This window comes from Helicobacter sp. CLO-3 (genome assembly GCF_001854545.1).
Taxonomy (GTDB): domain Bacteria; phylum Campylobacterota; class Campylobacteria; order Campylobacterales; family Helicobacteraceae; genus Helicobacter_B.
In genome coordinates, this window is sequence record NZ_MLQN01000023.1 from 1 (window position 1) to 20081 (window position 20081).

Here is a 20081-nt window from a genome sequence, read left to right on the forward strand (position 1 = left end):
GGGCAGATCGGGCAGGTGGGGCAGGGGCGGATTCTGCGATTTGTGAAAGCCTGCCAATAGTGGCGATAGGCGGGATAAATCAGCAAAATATAGCAAAACTCGCAGGCATAAACATCGCCGGCATTGCTGTGATAAGCGCGATAATGAGCGCACAAGATCCAAAAACAGCGACGCAAGAGCTAAAGCGGGCATTTTTAAATCTGCCAAAAACTAAATTAGTTTGATATAGATTCTGCGATTGGGGGAGGATTTGATGGATTTGGCAAGTCTGGCAGGTCTGGCGTATTCGGCAAGCTTGGTGTATTTGGTAGATTTGGCTTGGCATGCCAAACGCCAGAATCTAGCTATTTACTTTTGGTGCGGAGGAGGATTTCGCGGCAGAGGGCGCTGGTGGAAAAAGGGCATTTGAAAGAGGGCTGCACGCTAAAATCGCTTGGCTCTATGGTGAAATTCACGCTAGCGCCCGATGCTTTCGCGCCGAGCCGCCCGCGCGTGAGCCCAAAAAAGCAGTTTTTGGAATCTATGCGATGTGCATCGATTATCGCCATCACTTCGCTTTGTGCGGGTCTCGTGGAGGCGAGCGTGTGCGCGGCATAAAGCAGCGAGATTTGCTCTTGCGCTGCGGCTAGGTTGTTGGCGATGCTGTGGTAGCAGGATTTTTTGGCGATGGATAGTGTGTAGGGCAGCGCGGCGATAAGCACGCCAAAAAGCGCGATGACAAACACCAGCTCGATAAGGCTAAATGCTGGCGTGTGGCGCGTTTGGCGGGTGTGTGGCATGTGGCTATGTGGATTTTGGCGGGCACTTTTGGAATCTATGCCAATGGGGTCTATGCCAATCGAATCTATGTCGGGTTTTGCGCTGGCATTTATGATGTGATTTCTATGCTTTTCGCGCGGATTCTCGCTTTTTTGGCGCGCGTTTTGTAGTGTATTTTGGCGCGTGATTTGTCGCAAGGTTTGGCGGGTATTTTTGCGCGCGCCCTGCGACACACCTAAGCCAAAAGCCCTAAAAAATCGAGCTGGCAAGGTTTATCTGCAAGGGGTTGGGATAGGTTTTTGCTAGCTTTTGGCAGAGCGGCGAGCTTTGCAGTGGCTGGATTTGGATGTTTAGCGATTGGGCGCTGATGTCTATCATCACGCAGTTATTGGCAGAATCTAGCGCGCCATTTTTGCCTAGCCGCACACCGCTGCCTTGTGCTATCCAGCGCGAGGCAGAGAGCCCTGCTGTCTGCATGATAAACGCGCCATCGGGATTTTGCGCGCTTAAATCCTGCGTAAGCGCTGCGACTTGCACGGAGCTTATCACGGCTTGTATGTCGCTGTTTAGCGCGGCGTATAGGGCGTCGGTGCGCGTGGCGCTAAGCTTTGGTATGGCAATAGCTGCGAGGATCCCAACCACCGCGATGACAAACACCAGCTCGATGAGGCTAAATGCGCGCGAAGTTTGGGGGAAAGAGGTTTTAGGCAAAATAGCGGAAATGCTGGCGTTTGGCGCGCCTAAGATTTGTGTGCTAGTATTTGTCGCGCTAGATTCTAGGGCGCTGGATTTTGGTGTATTGGATTCTAGTGCGTTGGATTCTAGTATTTTGCGGACAAAATGCTTTAAAATAGCCGCGCCACGCGCGCGCCAGAATCCATTTCGCAAGAATCCATTGCGCCAGAATCCATTTCGAAAGAATCTAAAATTTTGCAAGCACGATTCTCTCGCCAAACGCCAGCACTTGAACCGCCCAAAACAAAGCACTAAACAAAACGCCATCCGCGCGCGCAAGATTCTGCATATATCGCGACTTTTGGCGCGAGTCATTTGCCCTAGCTTCTCGCGTAGATTCTGGCGCAAGGTGCTTTGGCGCATCGTTTGGCGCGGCGGTTTATGCATCGCTATCCTTTTATGACAGAATCCTATCGAGCATCTTTTTGACAAATTCTGCGCAGATTTTCGCCGATGAGTCCAAAAACTCATCAAAGCTCACATCCGCACTCCCATCCGCGCTGTCACTTATCGATCTAAACACACAAAATGGCACGCCAAAACTCTCACTCGCCACCGCCACCGCAGCGCCCTCCATCTCTACCGCCGCCGCGCCAAACTGCTCGATAAGCCACGCTTTTTTCTTCGCATCGTGGATAAACTCATCGCCAGAAGCGATGATGCCCTCTTTCAAATCGATGCTAGATTCTGCCGCGACCTGCCTAGCTATCGCATTTAGCGCGCTATCTGTGTCTATAAACACGCGGCTCTCTGGGATGAAGCCCAGCGGATGTCCAAACGCGCTGATATCCACATCATGCTGACAAAGGCTCGTGGCTATCATGATGTCGCCCACTTTGAGATCGCTGCGAAGCCCGCCAGCCACGCCGCCAAAGATGATTTTCTCGCAGCCAAAATGCGCTATCATCGTAGTCGCTGTGATAGCGGCATGCACTTTGCCTATTTTGCTGTAGGCGATGTAGATTTGCGCGCCTTTGTAGGTGAGGCGGTAGAATGTGTTGCCGCCGAGCTTTATCGCCTCATGCTCGCCAAAAAGCGCGAGTAGCGGGGTGATCTCCTCTTGCATCGCGCCGATTATTCCTATTTTTTGCATGGTGTGTCCTTGTTTGGTGGTTTGAAATTTTGTCGCATTTGAAACGCGTTTTGACGCATTTGCGCGTAGATTCTAGAGCGCGGATTCTCGCCCCTTTCTCGCCTATATAGATTCTCGCGCGCGGGATTTTCACTCGTGTAGATTCTCGCGCTTGAATCCTTACCCGCGTAGATTCTCACTCGCGCGGAGCGGCTAGCTTACTGCTCTTTTTGGATTTGCGCGATAGATTCTTGGAGTGTTTGGGTGTTTGCGATATTTAGCGTTGGTTTTTGGCTTAGGCGCTTGTTTAGCCCCTTTAGCACGCTATTATGCCCTAGCTCGATATACGCATCCACGCCCTCATCGCACGCCAAAATCGACTGCTTATAAAGCACGGGCGAAGTCAGCTGCAGCGTGAGTAGCTTCAGCGCGTCATCGGCGGTGTCATAGGGCTTTGTCGTGGCGTTTGAGATGATAGGCAGGGCAAACTTTGGCTTTAGTATTGTTTTTAGCAATGCTTGAAAATCCGCGCACATAGATTCTAGCAGCGGACAATGGCTAGCCACAGACATCGGAAGCAGCAGCGCGCGCTTCGCGCCAAGCGCCTTTAGCCCCTCTTCAATGCTTGCCAGATCACTTTTTGTGCCAGCGAGCACGATTTGCCCATCGCCATTATAGTTGGCGCACCACACGCTTTTGCCTTCTTTGCGCCATTTCTCGCACGCCTCTTCCAAGCGCGCATCATCAAGCCCGACAACCACCATCATGCCCGCATCTTTGCCCTCGCACGCCTTTGCCATAAGCGCGCCGCGCTCTTTGGTAAGCCTAAGCCCATCCTCAAAGCTAACGCCAAGCGCCACGCAAAGCGCGCTAATCTCGCCCAGCGAATGTCCCAGCGCAAACTCCGCCAAAAGCGGGGATTCTTGCTGCAAGATAGTGTGCGCGATCTGTGAAACTAGAAATATCGCAGGTTGCGTGTATTGCGTCTGATTTAGCAGATCATTTTCCTCGAAAAGCAGCTTTTTGCAGTCCGTATTTAGCGCATCGCTCGCGCGCTCAAACATCTCTTTTGCCACATCAAAATTCTCATAAAAATCCTTCCCCATGCCCACTGCCTGCGAGCCTTGCCCGGGGAAAATAAAAGCGTATTTCATAGCACAACCTTTTGGATAGATTGGATAAGCTTGTCGTCCTGTCGCCGGATAAGCTTGATAAAGCAAGCTTTCAAATAAACGCAACATTTTAACAATTTATTGCTTATTGTCAAATAATGCTTGGATTTGTTAATTACTTGTTTGCATAGAGTATATTTAAAAATTTAAAATAATTTGTTTTAGCATATTTAATTATGATTAAGTGCGTTGAGCATTACTCAAAATCTCCATTTCTAAGCGGTTCGCCGCGTTGTAAGTCGTGCGTGGCGCGTTTGCCTAGAATCTCTGGCAAAAGCTTTGGTGGAAGCCCGTCATTTGGGCGGATAGCGCGGATATTTTTTGCATCCAAAATCTCACCTTTCGCGATGTCCTCGCAGACAAAAAGACTCCTAGCAAAGCGCGCTTGACTTGCCCGCACCGCCTCATCTTTGCTGGGCTCTGGGCTTCCTAGCGCAGTGTGTGCGTCTTTGATACGCTGCACCATCTGCGCAAACTCGCGCGCCTCCATGCTAAACGCGCTATCCACGCCGCCAAGCGAGCGCTTGATGATGAAGTGCTTTTCTATCATGCTAGCCCCAAGCACGCTAGCCAATATCGCGCAAATATCGCCCTGCGTGTGATCGCTAAGCCCAAACTTCGTGCCATATCGCGCGAGACTTTGCATAGAGGCGATGTTGGCAAGCTCGAGTGGTGCGGGGTATGAGCTCGTGCATAAAAGCAGCGTCACATCGCTGTTGCCAGCCTTGTCGCAGGCTTCTAGCGCGTCCATGATTTGCGCGTGCGTGGCGATGCCTGTGGAGATGACGATAGGCTTTTGCGTGCTGGCGACTAGCTCGATGAAAGGCGTGTCGGTGATTTCAAAGCTAGCGATTTTATACATGGGGCATGCGAGCCGCTCGAGCAATTCAAGCGCTTTTGGCGAAAATGGCGAGCTGAAAAGCCCCACGCCAACCGCGCGCGCATAGGCAAAAAGCTCGGCATGCCACTCAAAAGGCGTGTATGCCTGCTTGTAGAGATCATAGAGCGTCTGCCCATCCCACAGCGTGCCAGAATCTATGCGAAAATAAGGCTTGTGCGAGTCGATAGTAAGGCACTCTGGCGTATAAGTTTGCAGCTTCACAAAATCAGCGCCCGCGAGGTGCGCTGCGCGGATGCTGCGTTTGGCGAGGTTTAGTGATTGGTTGTGATTGGCGGAGAGCTCGGCGATGATGAGGCTTTGGCGTGTGGGGGCGATGCGGGGCATAGCGTTTGTGTCAAAATCTGCTTGGCTAATGCGTGGCGCGGATTTTGGGGTTTGCGTGGTGGGCGCGTGGTTTGTGGTGCGTGCTGTTTGCGTGGTTTGCGTGACGGGCGCGATTTGCGAGATTTGTGTGGTTTGTAGGCCAGAATCTTTGGTGTCCGTATCTTGTGCGACTTTTTCGCTGGCTAAAATTTTGCCATATACGGACACATCGCAAAATCTAGGGGCAGAATCTTGCGGACTGGATTCTTGGGCGGTGGATTCTGTGGCGTGTGACTTTTCTGCTAAATATTCTGCCTCGCCAGAATCTAAAGCACGAGAATCTTGCGCGCGAGATTTTTTTGCGTGAGATTTTTTCGCGTGGGATTCTAGTGCGCTAGATTCTGCCATATCGCGCGCTGGCGTATGTTGCAAATGCTGCTGCATAAAATCTTTTAGCACGCCGCTCATCACATATCCATGCCGCTCATAAAACCGCCTCGCATGCGCGTTGGTATCAATCACTTCAAGATAGAGCGCATGGAGTGCGAGCGAGTCGCGCGCATAGGATTCTAGCGCGTCGAGTATAAGCGCGCCGATGCTTATTTTTTGCTGGCTTTTTTCGCTCGCCTCTATAGAATCCGCCACAAAATCCGCCGCATTCCTCACCCGCTCATTTTTCACTAGCTCATATATGCTCTGCTTATCATCAGCGCTCAAAAATGGGTTGGCATAGATGCCGATATATGCGTGCTTGTGCGCGATAGAGATGCGGCTTAGCGAGCCTACGCCAAGGCAGAATCTATCTTTTTTGAAAAGCCAATAAATGCTAGCACTACTCCCGCGCAGCGACTCGATGAAAGAAAAATGCGCCTCTTTGGTGATGTGGCTTGCATACATAAATCGCGCCACGCGCGCATCATTACGCATCTCTAGCACGCGCAATGCGTCCGCCTCGCTAAGCGTGGTAAAATCAAGCCCAAGCACGCCTTGATGCCATATCTGTCTCATGATGCTCCTTTTTGCGGTTGGCGCGGGTTTGGTGTGTTTAGTGCGTGTTTGGCACTGGTCTGGCGTGGTGGATTTGCTTCCTAGCACCAGAATCTAAACGCCTAGATTCTCGCCTCCAGCAGCTGCCTCGTGTATGCGTCTTTTGGCGCGCCAAACACCTCTTTTATCGCGCCCTGCTCGACCACGCGCCCGCTTTTTAGCACGCACACGCGCGAGCACATGGACTCGATCACGCCTAAATCGTGGCTTATGAGGATGTAGCTAAGGTTCAGCCGCTGCTGCAGCGCGTGCAATAATCCTAAAATCGCCTTTTGCGCGGATTTATCAAGCGCGCTGGTGGGCTCATCTAGGATGATGACGCGCGCGCCAGATGCGAGCGCACGAGCGATACACACGCGCTGCGCCTGCCCCCCACTTAGGCTTTCTGGATAGCGATACAAAAAGCTAGAATCCAGCCCCACTTCCTGCAAAAAGTGGGCGATATGCGCGGGCGCGGTGGCGGATTTTTGACTAGTGTTTGTTTGGCGCGCAGAATCTATGTTTTTAGATTCTAGCGATTTAGATTCTGGCGCGTTTGGTGGCGTTGGCGCGGTTTTTAATTCTGGTTTAGATTCTGGCGCGCCCCTTAGCTCTAGCGCTTCTTGCAATATCTCAAACACGCACATTCTAGGGTTAAGCGCTAAAAGCGGGTCTTGAAACACGATTTGCACGAAGCGTTTAAATGCTTTGTCGCGCTTTTTGCTAGGATAGCTCTGAAGCGCGATTTGGTGCGTGCTAGATTCTAGGGCAAAATCCTCCAAATCCGCGCGCGTCGCAGAATCTGATAATATCGCAGAATCTACTTTTTGAGAATCTGTTTTAGCAGAATCTGAACGCGTTGCAGAATCTATTTTGTCAGAATCTATAGAGCGTGCCTCGCCACTAGCACAAAAAATCTCACCGATATGCTCCTCCAGCCCCAAAATCCCAAGTGCAAGGCTTGATTTGCCACTGCCGGATTCTCCGATGATGCCTACATTTTCGCGCATTTGAAGCGTGAAGTTTATCCCAGAAATCGCGCGCGTGGAGGTTGATCTCAAAAAGCCCTTTTTCTTATACACCACGCCAAAATCCTTTAGCTCTAGCACCTTGCGCGGCAGCGGCAGCGGGGCGAGCGGGCGCAAATGGATAGCGTCCAAAAGTAGCCTCGTGTAAGGGTCTAGCTGGCGCGCTTTGGGTTTTGCTGGCGCGGTGTCGCTGGATTCTAGCGCGCGTGAAGATTCTAGCTTGTCTTTAGAATCCGATTTATTTTTGGATTCTAGCACAGAATCCAATTTTGCAGATTCTGCCAAAACCGCAGAATCCCTCATCCCCGCCATCTCAAAAAACTCGCTAGTCGTGTCCCTATCGATAATTTTCCCACTTTTCATCACCAGCAAGCGCGAGGCAAAATGCCGCATAAGCGCCAAATCATGGCTGATGAAAATTATCGCCATATCAGCAAATGAATCAAGCAGTGCTAGAATCTGCTTTTGGATATGCGCATCTAGCGCGGTCGTGGGCTCATCGCATATCAAAATGCGCGGGCGCAGGATACTCATCATCGCGATACACACGCGCTGCGCCTGCCCGCCGCTAAGCGTGTGCGGCAAGCGGTGCTTGATGCTAGGCTCTAGCCCCACGCGCGCCAGCGCCTCATCTAGCAAACACTCCTGCTCGCTTTTGGCAAGATATGGGCGATGTAGCGCAAACATCTCTAGGATCTGCTTTTGGATTGAGTGCAGCGGGTTTAGCGCCAGGAGCGGGGATTGGGGTATGTAGGCGATTTGCGCGCCGAGAATCTGTGACATAAGGGTTTTTGACGCAGGATTTTTTGAGGTGGCAGAATCTAGCAGATTTAGATTCTGTGGATTTGATTTTTGCGCTGGCACGCTGATATCTTTTGCGCGCGCGCGAGAATCCGCGCTAGAATCCACTTTGCAAGATTCCATTTTGTGAGATTCCAAACCAGAATTTGGCGCACCAATCCCGCCAAAAGCGCGAAAAAGTATCTCCCCGCTAGGCGCATCACTTGGGCGCGCAAGCCCTAGGATGAGCTTTGCTAGCAGGCTTTTGCCACTGCCAGATTCTCCGATGATGCCTACGCGCTCCCTAGGCGCTATGTCAAAGCTAATGTCGCTTAGCGCAAAATCCCCAAACCGCGCGCCCACGCCCTTTAGCGAAAGTATCGGCGCAGAATCCAAATCGCGCGCCAAAATATCACATCTAGAAACATCGCCTGCCAAAGCACCCCGCCTTAAAACATCGCGCCCTCCAAGATTCTCGCGCAAACTCACGCCGCCACCTTTGCGCGCGGATCTAGCGCATCCCTCACGCCCTCACCGATAAACACCAGCACTGAAAGCAGCACCGCCACACTCACAAACGCGCTAAATGCGAGATGTGGCGAGGTGAGATTGTTTTTGGCTTGATCTAGCAGCTCGCCTAGACTCGCACTCCCCACCGGCATGCCAAACCCCAAAAAATCAAGCGTCACAAGCGTCGTGATACTGCCCGCCATCAAAAAAGGCATATAAGTGATCGTCGCTATCATCGCGTTTGGCAGCAGGTGGCGGAAGATGATTTTACTATCACTCACGCCGAGCGCTTTGGCGGCTTTGGCATAGGTGCTTTGGCGCACCTTTAGAAACTCCGCGCGCACGACTTGCGAGAGCGCTATCCAGCTAAACGCCAGCACGATAAGCAGAATCCACCAAAAGCTAGGTGTGATGAAACTAGATAAAATGATAAGCAAAAAAAGCAGTGGAATGCTCGCATATATCTCGATACCCCGCTGCCCTAGCAAATCCAAAAGCCCACCATAATACCCCTGTAGCCCGCCCACACACACGCCAATCACCACGCTAAACGCGCTAAGCACCAGCCCAAAGATGATAGAAGTGCGAAGCCCATACAAAAGCCTCGCCAGCACATCGCGCGCCTGATCGTCTGTGCCTAGCCAGTGCGTGCTATCTGGGGGCGTGGGCGAGGGTGTATGCAAATCCAAAATAATGCTATCATAGCTATAAGGAATGGGTGCTTTGATGATGAAAGAATCGCGCAGCAAATGCTTGACATAGGGGTCGTTGTAGTTTGCCTCTGTCTCAAAATCCCCGCCAAAGGTGGTTTCTGGGTAGGCTTTCATCATCGGGAAAAATGCTTTGCCATGATGATAGATGAAAAGCGGCTTGTCATTGGCGATAATGCCAGCACTAAAAGAAAGCGCGCAAATGATGATAAAAATATAAAGCGAAATCATCGCGCGTTTATTGGCGCTGAAAATGCACCATTTTTGCGCCCAGAGGTGCTTTTTGGCGGATTTTAGATTCTGGGGGTGATGGGGCGTTGTAGCGTGGGTTTTTGCTTTGGTTTGGATTTTCGCTTGCGCTTGGATTTTGGCTGAAGCGGGATTTTCGGCAGAATTTTTGGCAGGATTTTCAGCGGGGACTTTAATAGCATTTTTAAGCGGCGCGTTAGGTGTTGCTGGCGCGCTTTTTGCCACTATTTTACCACTTGCCAATCTTTCGCTTGCAGAATCCAAATCATACTCCCAAAATCACACTCGCCCAAAACACTCTGCCAAATCACACTCGCTTCGCTAGCTCAAATCTTATCGCTTCACTAACTTATCATTTGGCTGGCTTACCACTTGACTGACTTCATCGCGTGCTTGCTTATTCCCAACGATTTTGCACGATTTCGCACAACTTTGCACGATTTTTGCGTCAAATCTAGCCGCGCACGATTAGCGCATTTGCGCTTAGATGCGGGATAAGCAGCTCCTCGCTAATCTCTTGCGCCTTTTTCTCGCCTAGCAGATATCGCACTATCTCTAGCGCGAAAAATGGCGCAGTAGCGGGCGCGGCGGAGGTGATGAGATTATCATGCGCTACCACACTTGCTTTTTTGTTATACGCGCCTTTTAGCCCATTTTCACAACTTGGATAGCAGGCAAACTCACCACTTAGCACGCCAGCCGCATCCAGCACGATAGGAGAGGCGCATATCGCGCTTATGAGCTTGCCTTTGGCGTGCATGTCTTTTAGCATATCGATGATGAGCGGGCAGGATTTGAGATTTTGCATGCCTTGCGCGCCGCCGGCTAGCGCGATGCCATCAAGCGCGTTTTGCTCTTTGGTGCTCATGAGCGCCAGGCTGTGGCTGGCTAGCATCTCGATGCCATGCGCGCCTTTATACAGCCGCTCGCCATCTATCCCAACGACCACCGCATCTATCCCAGCGCGGCGCAAAATATCCACGATAGAGACAAACTCCATCTCCTCAAATCCATCGGCAAGCGGGACGAGGATGGAGCGTTTGGGCGCATTTGTCGCGTTTTGTGTGGCGTTTTGCGTCGTATTTTGTGTAGCGTTTTGCGGCATGGGTTCTCCTTTTATTTTGGGTTTTTGGGCGGATTGCTAGAATCTAAATCGCCTTACTAGAATCAAAGCTAGCATCAAACGCGCGCATTGTATCCAAAATACACACAATCCACAAGAAAATCGCCATTTTGGCGCACGCAAATGACGCAAAAAGGCGCGCCAGCTATAAATAAGGTGCAACAAACGCAGACAAACAAGCGCAAAAATGATAATTTTTACAAACTAGGAGTGATTTTCTCCAAAACTTCGCTAAAATATCCAGAATCTCAAACACAAAGGATACCACATGAACGCAACAAAAACACTCGCAAGCATCGCTCTAGGCGTAGCACTATTTGGCAGCACGCTCTCTGCTGCTAGCATCGACACTGCCAATGCAAAGGCCTCTTTCACCGCTTTCAAAACAGCCAAAAAAGCGGCGGTAAATGGGACATTTAACAACATTGCATTTAAGTTTGGCAAAGGCGATGATATCGCAGCACAGCTAGAAGGCGCGACAGCTACCATGGAGGCTATGGCGATAAATCTAGGCGATGATGTGAAAGATAAGAATCTGAAGGACAACTTTTTCTCATTTTTCAAAAAAGACAAAAAAGGCGCGCAGCCTATCAAGGTGACTTTCCGCAATGTGAGGGCTGGCGAAAATGTCGGCACCATCCTTGCCAATGTCTCCATGAATGGCAAAAATCAAAAAGTCCCCATGCTCTACACTATCGAGAACAACACCATCACAGCAAAAGGCGTCATCGATGTGCTTGATTTTGGGCTAGGCGATGCGTTTGACAAACTCGCGGCTGCGTGCAAAGATCTGCATGAAGGCACTAGCTGGACGCAAGTAGAGATAAGCTTCAGCGCACCGCTGAAATAGCTTGACGCTGGCTTTGGCTTTTTTGTGGCGCTTTTTTGGCTTTTTGGCGCGCTTGGCTCGCCGACTTTAGCTTGCTCGCCGGCGCTATGCTTTTGACTTTTGTGGCACTTGGCTTGCTGGCTTTTAGTCGACTATGCGCCTTGGCTTTTGCCTTGCTTGTCACATGCTTTGCTTTTGGCTTTTGGCGCACTGGCTTTGGACTGACTAGTTTGGTGGTACTACGCCGTTAAACTTGATGGCGGCTGGTTTTAGATTATATGCGCACTTCGGTTTTGCTTAGCATAATCTTGAACGGATTTAGTGCCGGTTCGGTTTAATCTGTAGTGGTTAATCCCGCGAATTCTATCCAAAGCACAAGTTTGTTTAATTAATTATCTTTGAGATTCATCTTGTGAGCAGACTTGCCTGCGAAGCGATCCAAATAAATACTCATAGTCCTTCTAAACGCGTAGATTTTTCACCATTGTTGAAATCAAGGCTTTCTTAGTATTGTCTCTAAATGACAAAATTCTTCAAACCCAAAGCGAAATATTGGTTTTTAGCAAACCATTAAAAATCATAAAATTTGGGATTTAGGCGTCAATTTGCGCAAGTCGAGTGTTATTCTATATGCGCTAATCGTTTGCGGGCAAAATCCAGCGCTTCTTGCGTGATTTGCGCGCCGCTTATCATTCTTGCTAGCTCTTTTATGCGCCCTTCTTTGTTTAGTAGCGTGACTTTACTTATATTTTGGCTTGTAGCTTGGCTTGGATTCTCGCCAGCACTAGATTCTGCACCCGCTTTAGATTCTGCGCCCGCTTTGCTTACCAAAAAATGATAATCCGCGAGGCTTGGCATATGCGGCTGATGCGAGATAGCAAAGATTTGATAAGAGCTTGAAAGCTCTTTTAGCACGCGCGCCACGCCCTCGCTCTCCTCGCCGCTAAGATTTGCATCTATCTCATCTAGAATCAGCACGCCCTGCATCTTCTCAAGTCGCGCACTCATGCACATCACCGCCAATCGCAAGCGGTTAAACTCGCCCGCAGAAAGCGTGTGTATCGCGCTATTTCCTAGCGATATGTTTAGCGCATCTTTGCCATCTTTTTCTAGCGCTTTGGATTCTAGCGTGACGCGCGGGGCTTGGAGCTTCAAGCTCTCACAAAGCGTGGCGAGGCTAGATTCTAGCGCGCTTATGTGCGATTGGCGCGTGCGCGTGATAGTCGCACTCATGGCGTTTAGGCTAGATTCTAGCGCGCTTATGGATTTTTCTAGCTCTTGCTTCGCGTGGCTAAAATCCGCGAGCTCCTCTAGCTTTTTTTGCTGGGCGTCCCTGTGCTGCAGCGCGCCCTCCACGCTGCCATATCGGCGGATGAGATCAGAAAGTGCCGAAATCCTATGCAGCATCTCTTCAGAATCTAGCGCCTCTAGGCTTTCAAGCTTCGCGCTCTCCTCCTCTAGCAGGGCTTGCGCGTCATTTAGCGCCTCGCTTAGCGTGTCGGCTAGTGGCGTGACTTTGTCATGCGATTGGCTAGCGTTTGGCGCGTTGTCGGCGTTATCGGCGTCATTTGGCGCGCTAGAATCCACACTCGCGCCCGCGCTAGAATCTGCGCTAGATTCCACCCCAGATTTTGCATGGCTTGGCGTATCCGGCGCGATTTGCGCTAGCGCGGACAAAATCTTGCCTGTATGCTCAAACGCCTCAAACGCGCTCTCTATCGCCTCTTTTATCTTTTCTTTGCGTGAAAGCGTCTTTTTTAGATCGAGCAGATTCTCGTATTCGCCGGGCTTTGGCTGGATAGAATCTATTTTGGCGATCTCAAACTCCGCCATCTCCTTGATGCTCTCCATCTGGCTCTCTTCGCGCAAAAGCGTGGCTAGCTTCTCGCTAAGCGCCCTATGCTTTTCAAACTCCGCTTTTAGCGTGGCAAGATGCTGCGCGTGGGTTTTGTCACTCGCGCTTATCTGTGTATCAAGCAGCGTCAGCAGCGCCGCAGCGCCCAGCTCATCGCCACCGCGCGAGTGGATATGCTTGATATAGCCGCCTAGCATATCGCTTAGGTGTTTTTTGGCAATCGGTGTGAAATTGACAAAATAGCGCACTTTGTCCTTACGCACGAGCTTGATGTTTAGCAGCTCGCCCTCAAGCCCCAGCTCATCAGATAGCGTTTTGGCAAGATTTGGAGAGAGCAAAACATCAGTCTCGATATTTGGCGCGTTTGGCTCTCTAAGCCCAAAGCACGATAGCAGCGACTCCATAAGCACGCTTTTCCCGCTTCCGCTAGGTCCGCTGAAAACGCAGAATCCGTTTTTGAAATGCAGCTCAAAGCTCCCAAAAATCGCAGAATTTTCCACGCTAAGCTTGGCTATCATCGATTCTCCTTAAAATTTTGTGGTGCAAAATGTTGTGGCGTAATTTGTGGCGCAAAAATATAGCAAATGTGGCGTGAGAATATAACAAATATAGCGCAAAATATTGCCTCATAATCACTTCGCGCCACCCCAGCTAAATTTCTCTTTCATCACCGCAAAATAGCTTCTTTTGGGGTGCTGGATGAGATTGACACCGCGCCCTTTACGCACCACCAGCACATCATTTTTGCCAAACTCCACGCGCTCCTGCCCATCAAGCATAATCATCGCATCCTCATCCACCTCAAAACGCAGCACAAAATCATCGCTAATCACCATGGGGCGCTGCGTGAGCGAGTGCGCGCAAACTGGGGTAAGCAGCATCACGCGACAAGCCGGATGCACCACCGAGCCGCCCGCAGAGATGTTATACGCGCTAGAGCCCGTGGGCGTGGCGATGATGAGCCCATCGGCATAGTAGGCGTTGAGCGCTTCATCATCGACTTTGGCGTAGATTTTCACCATGCCAGAGATGTCTTTTTTGGTGATTAGCACTTCGTTTAGGACATAGAATTTTTGGGTGCGGAGCTTTTGGGTATGGGATTTTTGGGCGCAAAGTTTTTTGGTGTGGAGTTCTTTGGTGGGGACGCATCCGCCAGATTCTACCAAACTAGATTCTAATACCGCAGAATCCATTTTGGCAGAATCCATTTTTTTGGAATCTGCGTTTTTAGATTCTGCCTCATCTAGCGCGGCGCCCGCGCACAGCTCGACTTCTAGCATCTGATGCTTATCCAAACTATACTCCCCGCTAAGCAAAAGCGGGATAAAATCCTCTAGCTCGCTAGGCTTTATCGCGGTGAGAAACCCAAGCCGCCCCATATTTATCCCAAGCACAGGCAGCGCGCTACCTAGGCTTTTATGCACGGCAGATATCAGCGTGCCATCGCCGCCAAGGCTCACCATCGCCTGCGCGCGCGCGAGAATCTCTGGCAGCGGCAGTGCCAGCTCTGGCGCGCCCAGCATCGCCGCGCCCGCTTCCTCCATACACACGCCTATGCCATGACGCGTGAAAATCTCTATCACTTGCAAGCAGTCGTCTTTAAGCTGGGGAGAATCCGGGCGGATGATGAGCGCTACTTGATTTATAGGCGGATTTGGCGCGCGATTTGCCTGCGTGCTTGATGCGTGGTGTGCGGATTGGCTTGCTTGCGGATTTATCGCGGGATTTTTTGGCATGGACTCTCTTTTGGCTTTGGTTGTTTTGGATTTATTTGTTTTGGTTTTATCGGGTGCTTTTTGCGTATCTTTAAAATATATGCATTTTAGCATATATTTTGTACATTTTTATTTTTTAGTCCATGTCTAGCGATAGTATTGTTTTGCTGAAAAACCAGCTTGCAATGACAAAAATACATAAAACAACGCTGGACCAGAATTTAGGCATAAACTACCCTCCTCATTTATATCTGATTCTCCGGGAAAATACGCATAAGGATGTTTAGAAATCGCAACCACAGGCTCGTATCCGGCGAGCGCGATACGCACATATCCTCGATGCCTTCACCATTTGGATCGCTTCTAGCACACCATTTTATTTTGCGTTTATCAAGCTCGAGATGCCATGCCCTTTGCATATCGATGTGTATGAGTTTGGTCGTCTCTTTGGCAAACTCTTCGTTATCAAATATCGCCACGACTTCGGTATTTATGATGCTTGAGCGCGGGTCGAGGTTGAAGCTGCCAATCCATGAGATTTTATTATCAAACACGAGCGTTTTGCTATGCAGGCTCGCTCCAGAAGTCATACGCCCGCGCACTTTGATTTTGCCTGCACCTTTGCGGTATTCATACACTTCCGCGCCCATTTTCACTAGCTTATCTCGGTAGCGCTCCCAGCCCGCATACACTGGCAGCGAGTCGGTGCTTGAAAGCGAGTTTGTCAGCACATAGAGATTTATGCCCTTTTCTATGGCATCTTGCATCTGCGCTAGCCCTCTTTTGCCCGGCACCAAATAGGCAGAAGAGATATATATCGAGTCGTTGGTATCAGCGAGGATGCGCTGCAGCTCTTCATAGATTTTGCTTGCTGGATTTTTGGCATCGATTTTCTCCGGGTCATCTGCCACGAGATAGGCATGCCCCCAATACATCGCATTTACGCGGTTTTCATACTGCTTCTCCACATCCTCCATAGCATGCGAGTATCGCTCCCACTCGCTAGAATCCACCTCCAAATCAGACACCATTTCATTATAGTTTTTCATAAATTTTTTCATCTTGCGCTTTGAGGGCAAAAACTCCACTGGAATCGCGCGATGATACTCCCAATACCGCTTGAAGCTTTTCCGCGCCTGCACCGCCACATCACCTATGAAAAACGCATCTGTATCAGAAAAATTCACATCTAGCTTATTATCAAAATAATTATCCGCGATGTTGCGCCCGCCAATGATGAGCGCTATGCCATCAGCGATAAAAAGCTTATTATGCATACGACGATTTATGCGATTGAAGTGAAACACCATCTCTGGCAGGCGGAAAAGCTTGATTCTGTTGCGGTAGGGGTTGAAAATCTTTACCTCGATGTTTGGGTGGTTGTTTAGCGTGATGATGTCAGAATAGTCAGAATCTAGCCCATTGTCATCGACTAGGATTTTTACCAGCACGCCGCGATTAGCAGCCTGCCATATCTCGTGCATAAGCACGCGCGAGGCGATGTCGTTTTTGTAGATATATGTCTGTATCTCTAGGGAAAACTTCGCCTGCCGCACCAAATGCGCCCTATGAAGCAGCGCATAAGAGCCATCACTCACTAGCATAGCGCCACTTGTGCCTTCTTGTGCTAGCTCTTTGAGATATGGCAGGGCGAGGGGAGAATCTAGGCGATTATACACGCCAAAGCCTTTGGATTCTAGCGGCGTTTTGATATCGCGCGTAGATGGCACGACAGACGCGCAGCCCGCCAGCAAAAAAAGCAGCGCACATAGCATAAGTGCCAAATGTGTGTCATTCATCATTTTACCTCATCTTGCCCCTATGGAATCTATGGTTTGTTTGGCGCGAGAACGCGAGAATCCAGAATCTGCAAAATCTAGATTCTGCCCCAAAGCCACGCCAGAATCCACTTTTGTCAAGCTCTACTCAAGCGGGCTATAAATCAACCTGACATTATAGCGCATTTAAAAAGCGAAATTTTATTGAAAATTTTTTGCATTGTCCGATTTAGTTTTTGTCAGGGCAAGGACGCCCTAGATTAATTTCCAAAAAGGAGTTTCACATGGCTTTTCAGATTAACACTAACATCAACGCACTCAACGCTCACGCACAAGGTGTAGGAACACAACTAGGGCTCAAAAATTCTCTAGAAAAACTAAGCTCTGGTCTTCGCATCAACAAAGCGGCAGATGACGCTTCTGGTATGATTATCGCGGACTCTTTGCGTTCTCAAGCAAGCGCGCTAGGACAAGCGATTTCAAACACCAATGATGGTATGGGGATCATCCAAATCGCGGACAAAGCGATGGACGAAATGCTTAAAATCCTAGACACAGTGAAAGTGAAAGCTACCCAAGCAGCGCAAGATGGACAAACTACCGCTTCACGCAAGGCTATCCAAAACGACATCATTCGTCTAGTTCAAGGTCTTGACTATATCGGTAACACCACATCTTACAACGGGCAAGCGCTTCTTTCTGGTCAATGGACGAATAAAGAATTCCAAGTTGGTGCTTACTCTAACCAATCTATCAAGGCATCTATCGGATCTACGACTTCTGATAAGATAGGTCAAGTGCGCCTAGAAACTGGTGCGATGATTACTGCTGCTGGCGAAGTGTCATTGAAGTTTTTGGCAGTAGATGGTGTAAATGATGTGCAGCTAGAGACAGTGAAAATCTCTCACTCATCTGGCACAGGGCTTGGTAACCTAGCAGAAGTTATCAACAAAAGCTCTGACAAAACAGGTATAAGGGCTCAAGCAGTCGTCCTTTCTACTTCTGATGAAGAGGTAAAAGCAGGGGATTTGCGCGGTATAGTAATCAATGGCTTCACTATCGGTGATGTTCTTGGAATCAAGCAAGCAGACTCTGATGGTCGTTTGGTGCAAGCGTTTAACACTGCTACTTCTGAAACAGGTGTAGAAGCCTATATCGACAATGCAGGTCGCCTAAACCTACGAAGCACTGATGGACGCGGTATCGCAATCACTGCTGACAATGGACAACAAGCCGGTGGTGGTGGTCAAGGTCAAAATACAGGTCTAGCTATCGAAAAAATCAATGGCCAAACTTTGCAAGGGACAACTACCAACAATGTGCCAAATGGCGGATCTGTGAATTATGGACGCCTTTCACTTACTAGACTTGATGCACGCGATATCATCGTATCTGGGACAAATATAAGTGCCACAGGATATGGTCAAGGTCAAAAAGTCGCTGAATGGGTGTCAAACCTAAGAGATGTTCTTGGTGTGTTTAATGAAGCTGTGCGATCTGCTGCCGGTGGAAATGAAAACAATGCTATCGCTACTGCCAACCAAATACTAGGCGCTGGTGTTACCACACTACGCGGTGCGATGGTCGTCATGGATATCGCAGAATCTGCGACAAAAACGCTAGATAGAATCCGCGCTGACCTAGGTTCTGTGCAAGGACAAATGCTTTCAACCGTAAATAACATCACTATCACACAAGTGAATGTGAAAGCTGCTGAAAGCCAAATCCGCGAAGTGGATTTTGCTAGCGAATCTGCCGAGTTCAACAAGCTTAGCATCCTAGCGCAATCTGGAAGCTATGCTATGAGCCAAGCAAACGCAGCGCAACAAAACATCTTAAGACTACTTTCTTAAGTGCCTACGCCTTTGGGCGGGGAGTATTTGCTGGAGTAGAGGCAACCTCTGGTTTAGCTATCTTCTTTAGCTATCTTCCTGCGCCTAAAGCGCGGGATTTTTCTGCTTTAGATTCTATTTTTCGTCATTGCGAGCGTTAGCGAAGCAATCCATATTTGACTTTAGATTCTGCTTTTTCTTTTTTGATTCTTGATAGATTTTCTCTTAATTTTTTAGATTCTGTTTTTTTGATTCTTGCTGGATTTTCTTTTTTGTCATTGCGAGCGTTAGCGAAGCAATCCATATTTTACTCTTTGCTTGACTTCTTTTTTCTTTTTTGATTTTTTGATTCTCGCTAAATTTTCTCTTTAGATTTTGCCCCAAATCTTTTTTAGATTCCGCTTTATTTTGTCTTTAGATTCTATTTTTCGTCATTGCGAGCATTAGCGCGGTAGGCACTAATTCTTTCTCTAGCGCCGCTGTCCAGACACAACATGTTTTTTGGATTCTTGGATTTTGTTTGTAAATTCTGTTTTATAAAAAACTATGCCAAAAGGATGATGCATGTGACTTGATAAGCAAAAGCCAGAATCCAAAAATCTACACAAGTCCCATGCCGCGCAAGCCTGTGACTATCATTTTCGTCCCCATAGCGATGATAAAAACAAGCGCGATACGCGAGAGGATATAAAGCACAAGCTTGCCGAGCACGCGCTCGATCATCGCCGCGAAGTGAAAAAGCACCAGCATAAACGCAAACGCACCCACAATGCTGCCAAGCGCCACGATGATGCCGCGCTCCTCAGAAATCACGACAATCGTAGAAAGCGTGCCCGGACCCACGAGCATGGGAAATGCCATGGGGATGATGCTGTGCTTGAAAAGATTCTCAAAATCTAGCCCCTTATAATGCGAATAGTCTTGGTTGGTGCTAGAAAAAAGCAGGCTTTTTAGGCTCATCACCGCAAGGATGAGCCCGCCCGCCACGCGCACATCATCGAGGCTCACGCGAAAAAGGTAGTTCATGATAAATGAGCCAGAGAGCAGGAAAATCACGACGATGCAAAATGCCACGAAAATGATGTTGGCAAAGAGCTTTTGGCGCATGGATTTTTCCACGCCCTCCGTCATCGCGATAAACTGCGGGAGGTTGCCAAAGGGGTTTAGCACCGCGATAATCGCAATCGCGGCTATAAAAATCGCGTGAAAAGTGGATTCTATCTCGCCAAACATTGGATGTCCTTGTGCGTGGGGTTTTTTGGATTTTTGTTTAGTAGTGCCGATGCGCGCTATTTTATCAAAAATATGCGGCAAAATGGATTTTGTTTGGGGATTTTGTTTATGTATTTTACTTGGGGTTTTTGCTTATGTTTTGCTTTTTGCGCGCGTTTGGATTTTGTTTTTTTGGTTGGTTGGGATGCTAATTTTGCTTCTTTAGATTGCAGGTTTTGTTTTTTTTGGGATTTTATCTCTTTGGGGTTTTATTTTTCTGCCTTGGTTGAAATTTGGATTTTGCAAGCGTTTTGTAATTTTTCAATCGTCATTACTGAAGAAACTGCGCTTTGCGAGCGTAGCGAAGCAATCTATAACAAAGAAAAACAGGGGGGTTGTTTTTATGTGGAATCTAAATTTGTAAATCTTGCATTTATGGATTGCTTCGCGGGCAAGCCCGCCCGCAATGACAGGAAAGCTAGATTCTAGGTA

18 protein-coding genes and 1 pseudogene are annotated in these 20081 nt (G+C 49.0%); 4 read left to right on the top strand and 15 right to left on the bottom strand.

Annotated features, from left to right (window positions below; genetic code table 11):
• The coding region (locus BKN38_RS06875) for a thiamine phosphate synthase (RefSeq protein WP_143000235.1) at window positions 1-224 on the top strand (224 nt) is incomplete at its 5' end.
• Window positions 225-344: 120 nt separating this feature from the next.
• On the opposite strand, the gene BKN38_RS06880 is transcribed toward BKN38_RS06875, so the two are convergent.
• The 10 genes and pseudogenes from BKN38_RS06880 to BKN38_RS06920 form a co-directional block, all read right to left on the bottom strand.
• Window positions 345-992 (bottom strand): type II secretion system protein, encoded by a 648-nt coding sequence (locus tag BKN38_RS06880; protein WP_066457792.1) that lies wholly within the window; start codon window positions 990-992, stop codon window positions 345-347.
• 16 nt (window positions 993-1008) lie between these two features.
• A complete protein-coding gene (locus tag BKN38_RS10360; protein WP_233712882.1) occupies window positions 1009-1881 on the bottom strand; it encodes a prepilin-type N-terminal cleavage/methylation domain-containing protein in 873 nt (290 codons plus the stop codon).
• Window positions 1882-1891: 10 nt separating this feature from the next.
• Entirely contained in the window at window positions 1892-2587 is a 696-nt protein-coding gene (locus BKN38_RS06890; protein WP_066457789.1) for a 5'-methylthioadenosine/adenosylhomocysteine nucleosidase, read from the bottom strand.
• Window positions 2575-2766 (bottom strand): hypothetical protein, encoded by a 192-nt coding sequence (locus tag BKN38_RS06895; protein WP_066457787.1) that lies wholly within the window; start codon window positions 2764-2766, stop codon window positions 2575-2577. Before BKN38_RS06895 ends, BKN38_RS06890 begins: the two co-directional genes overlap by 13 nt.
• Before the next feature lie 18 nt (window positions 2767-2784).
• Window positions 2785-3720, bottom strand: a complete 936-nt coding sequence (gene fabD / locus BKN38_RS06900) for an ACP S-malonyltransferase (protein WP_066457780.1) — start codon at window positions 3718-3720, stop codon at window positions 2785-2787.
• 214 nt (window positions 3721-3934) lie between these two features.
• A complete protein-coding gene (gene pseI / locus BKN38_RS11960) occupies window positions 3935-4963 on the bottom strand; it encodes a pseudaminic acid synthase (RefSeq protein ID WP_066457851.1) in 1029 nt (342 codons plus the stop codon).
• Window positions 4964-5425: 462 nt separating this feature from the next.
• Window positions 5426-5950: pseudogene (pseH, locus tag BKN38_RS11965) on the bottom strand (UDP-4-amino-4,6-dideoxy-N-acetyl-beta-L-altrosamine N-acetyltransferase); the annotation flags it as partial.
• A gap of 101 nt (window positions 5951-6051) precedes the next feature.
• Window positions 6052-8265: an ABC transporter ATP-binding protein gene (locus BKN38_RS06910; protein WP_066457778.1), complete on the bottom strand. Its 2214-nt coding sequence runs from the start codon at window positions 8263-8265 to the stop codon at window positions 6052-6054.
• The gene (locus BKN38_RS06915; RefSeq protein ID WP_256325561.1) at window positions 8262-9509 is read right to left on the bottom strand and encodes an ABC transporter permease; all 1248 of its coding nucleotides are present in this window, start codon (window positions 9507-9509) and stop codon (window positions 8262-8264) included. Before BKN38_RS06915 ends, BKN38_RS06910 begins: the two co-directional genes overlap by 4 nt.
• Before the next feature lie 190 nt (window positions 9510-9699).
• Window positions 9700-10350 carry a DJ-1 family glyoxalase III gene (locus BKN38_RS06920; protein WP_082942659.1) on the bottom strand — a complete coding sequence of 217 codons (651 nt, stop codon included), beginning with the start codon at window positions 10348-10350 and terminating at the stop codon, window positions 9700-9702.
• A 286-nt stretch (window positions 10351-10636) separates the two neighbouring features.
• Between BKN38_RS06920 and BKN38_RS06925 the strand changes: the two genes are divergently transcribed.
• Window positions 10637-11218 (top strand): YceI family protein, encoded by a 582-nt coding sequence (locus BKN38_RS06925; protein ID WP_066457775.1) that lies wholly within the window; start codon window positions 10637-10639, stop codon window positions 11216-11218.
• A 600-nt stretch (window positions 11219-11818) separates the two neighbouring features.
• Here BKN38_RS06925 and BKN38_RS06935 read toward each other — a convergent pair.
• The 3 genes from BKN38_RS06935 to BKN38_RS06945 form a co-directional block, all read right to left on the bottom strand.
• Entirely contained in the window at window positions 11819-13570 is a 1752-nt protein-coding gene (locus tag BKN38_RS06935; protein WP_066457764.1) for an AAA family ATPase, read from the bottom strand.
• Window positions 13571-13684: 114 nt separating this feature from the next.
• Complete coding sequence (locus BKN38_RS06940; RefSeq protein WP_158655940.1) at window positions 13685-14788, bottom strand: NAD(+)/NADH kinase; 1104 nt, start codon at window positions 14786-14788, stop codon at window positions 13685-13687.
• A 224-nt stretch (window positions 14789-15012) separates the two neighbouring features.
• Entirely contained in the window at window positions 15013-16569 is a 1557-nt protein-coding gene (locus tag BKN38_RS06945; RefSeq protein ID WP_066457758.1) for a phospholipase D family protein, read from the bottom strand.
• A 260-nt stretch (window positions 16570-16829) separates the two neighbouring features.
• Here BKN38_RS06945 and BKN38_RS06950 point away from each other — a divergent pair, with 260 nt between their 5' ends.
• Window positions 16830-18398: a flagellin A gene (locus tag BKN38_RS06950; RefSeq protein ID WP_066457755.1), complete on the top strand. Its 1569-nt coding sequence runs from the start codon at window positions 16830-16832 to the stop codon at window positions 18396-18398.
• A gap of 136 nt (window positions 18399-18534) precedes the next feature.
• On the opposite strand, the gene BKN38_RS11135 is transcribed toward BKN38_RS06950, so the two are convergent.
• Together BKN38_RS11135 and BKN38_RS06955 are read right to left on the bottom strand one after the other, a co-directional pair.
• A complete protein-coding gene (locus BKN38_RS11135) occupies window positions 18535-18681 on the bottom strand; it encodes a hypothetical protein (RefSeq protein ID WP_156528288.1) in 147 nt (48 codons plus the stop codon).
• 296 nt (window positions 18682-18977) lie between these two features.
• Complete coding sequence (locus tag BKN38_RS06955; protein WP_066457752.1) at window positions 18978-19610, bottom strand: MarC family protein; 633 nt, start codon at window positions 19608-19610, stop codon at window positions 18978-18980.
• Window positions 19611-19766: 156 nt separating this feature from the next.
• Between BKN38_RS06955 and BKN38_RS06960 the strand changes: the two genes are divergently transcribed.
• Window positions 19767-20078, top strand: coding sequence for a hypothetical protein (locus BKN38_RS06960; protein WP_143000236.1), 312 nt, complete (start codon window positions 19767-19769; stop codon window positions 20076-20078).
• Window positions 20079-20081 lie beyond the last annotated feature (3 nt).

Bases quoted from the DNA above. Each gene is read 5' to 3' on its own strand.
- BKN38_RS10360 (WP_233712882.1), bottom strand. From the start codon at position 1,881: ATGCATAAACCGCCGCGCCAAACGATGCGCCAAAGCACCTTGCGCCAG.
- BKN38_RS06890 (WP_066457789.1), bottom strand. From the start codon at position 2,587: ATGCAAAAAATAGGAATAATCGGCGCGATGCAAGAGGAGATCACCCCG.
- fabD (WP_066457780.1), bottom strand. From the start codon at position 3,720: ATGAAATACGCTTTTATTTTCCCCGGGCAAGGCTCGCAGGCAGTGGGC.
- pseI (WP_066457851.1), bottom strand. From the start codon at position 4,963: ATGCCCCGCATCGCCCCCACACGCCAAAGCCTCATCATCGCCGAGCTC.
- BKN38_RS06920 (WP_082942659.1), bottom strand. From the start codon at position 10,350: ATGCCGCAAAACGCTACACAAAATACGACGCAAAACGCCACACAAAAC.
- BKN38_RS06925 (WP_066457775.1), top strand. From the start codon at position 10,637: ATGAACGCAACAAAAACACTCGCAAGCATCGCTCTAGGCGTAGCACTA.
- BKN38_RS06935 (WP_066457764.1), bottom strand. From the start codon at position 13,570: ATGATAGCCAAGCTTAGCGTGGAAAATTCTGCGATTTTTGGGAGCTTT.
- BKN38_RS06940 (WP_158655940.1), bottom strand. From the start codon at position 14,788: ATGCCAAAAAATCCCGCGATAAATCCGCAAGCAAGCCAATCCGCACAC.
- BKN38_RS06945 (WP_066457758.1), bottom strand. From the start codon at position 16,569: ATGATGAATGACACACATTTGGCACTTATGCTATGTGCGCTGCTTTTT.
- BKN38_RS06950 (WP_066457755.1), top strand. From the start codon at position 16,830: ATGGCTTTTCAGATTAACACTAACATCAACGCACTCAACGCTCACGCA.
- BKN38_RS11135 (WP_156528288.1), bottom strand. From the start codon at position 18,681: ATGGATTGCTTCGCTAACGCTCGCAATGACAAAAAAGAAAATCCAGCA.
- BKN38_RS06955 (WP_066457752.1), bottom strand. From the start codon at position 19,610: ATGTTTGGCGAGATAGAATCCACTTTTCACGCGATTTTTATAGCCGCG.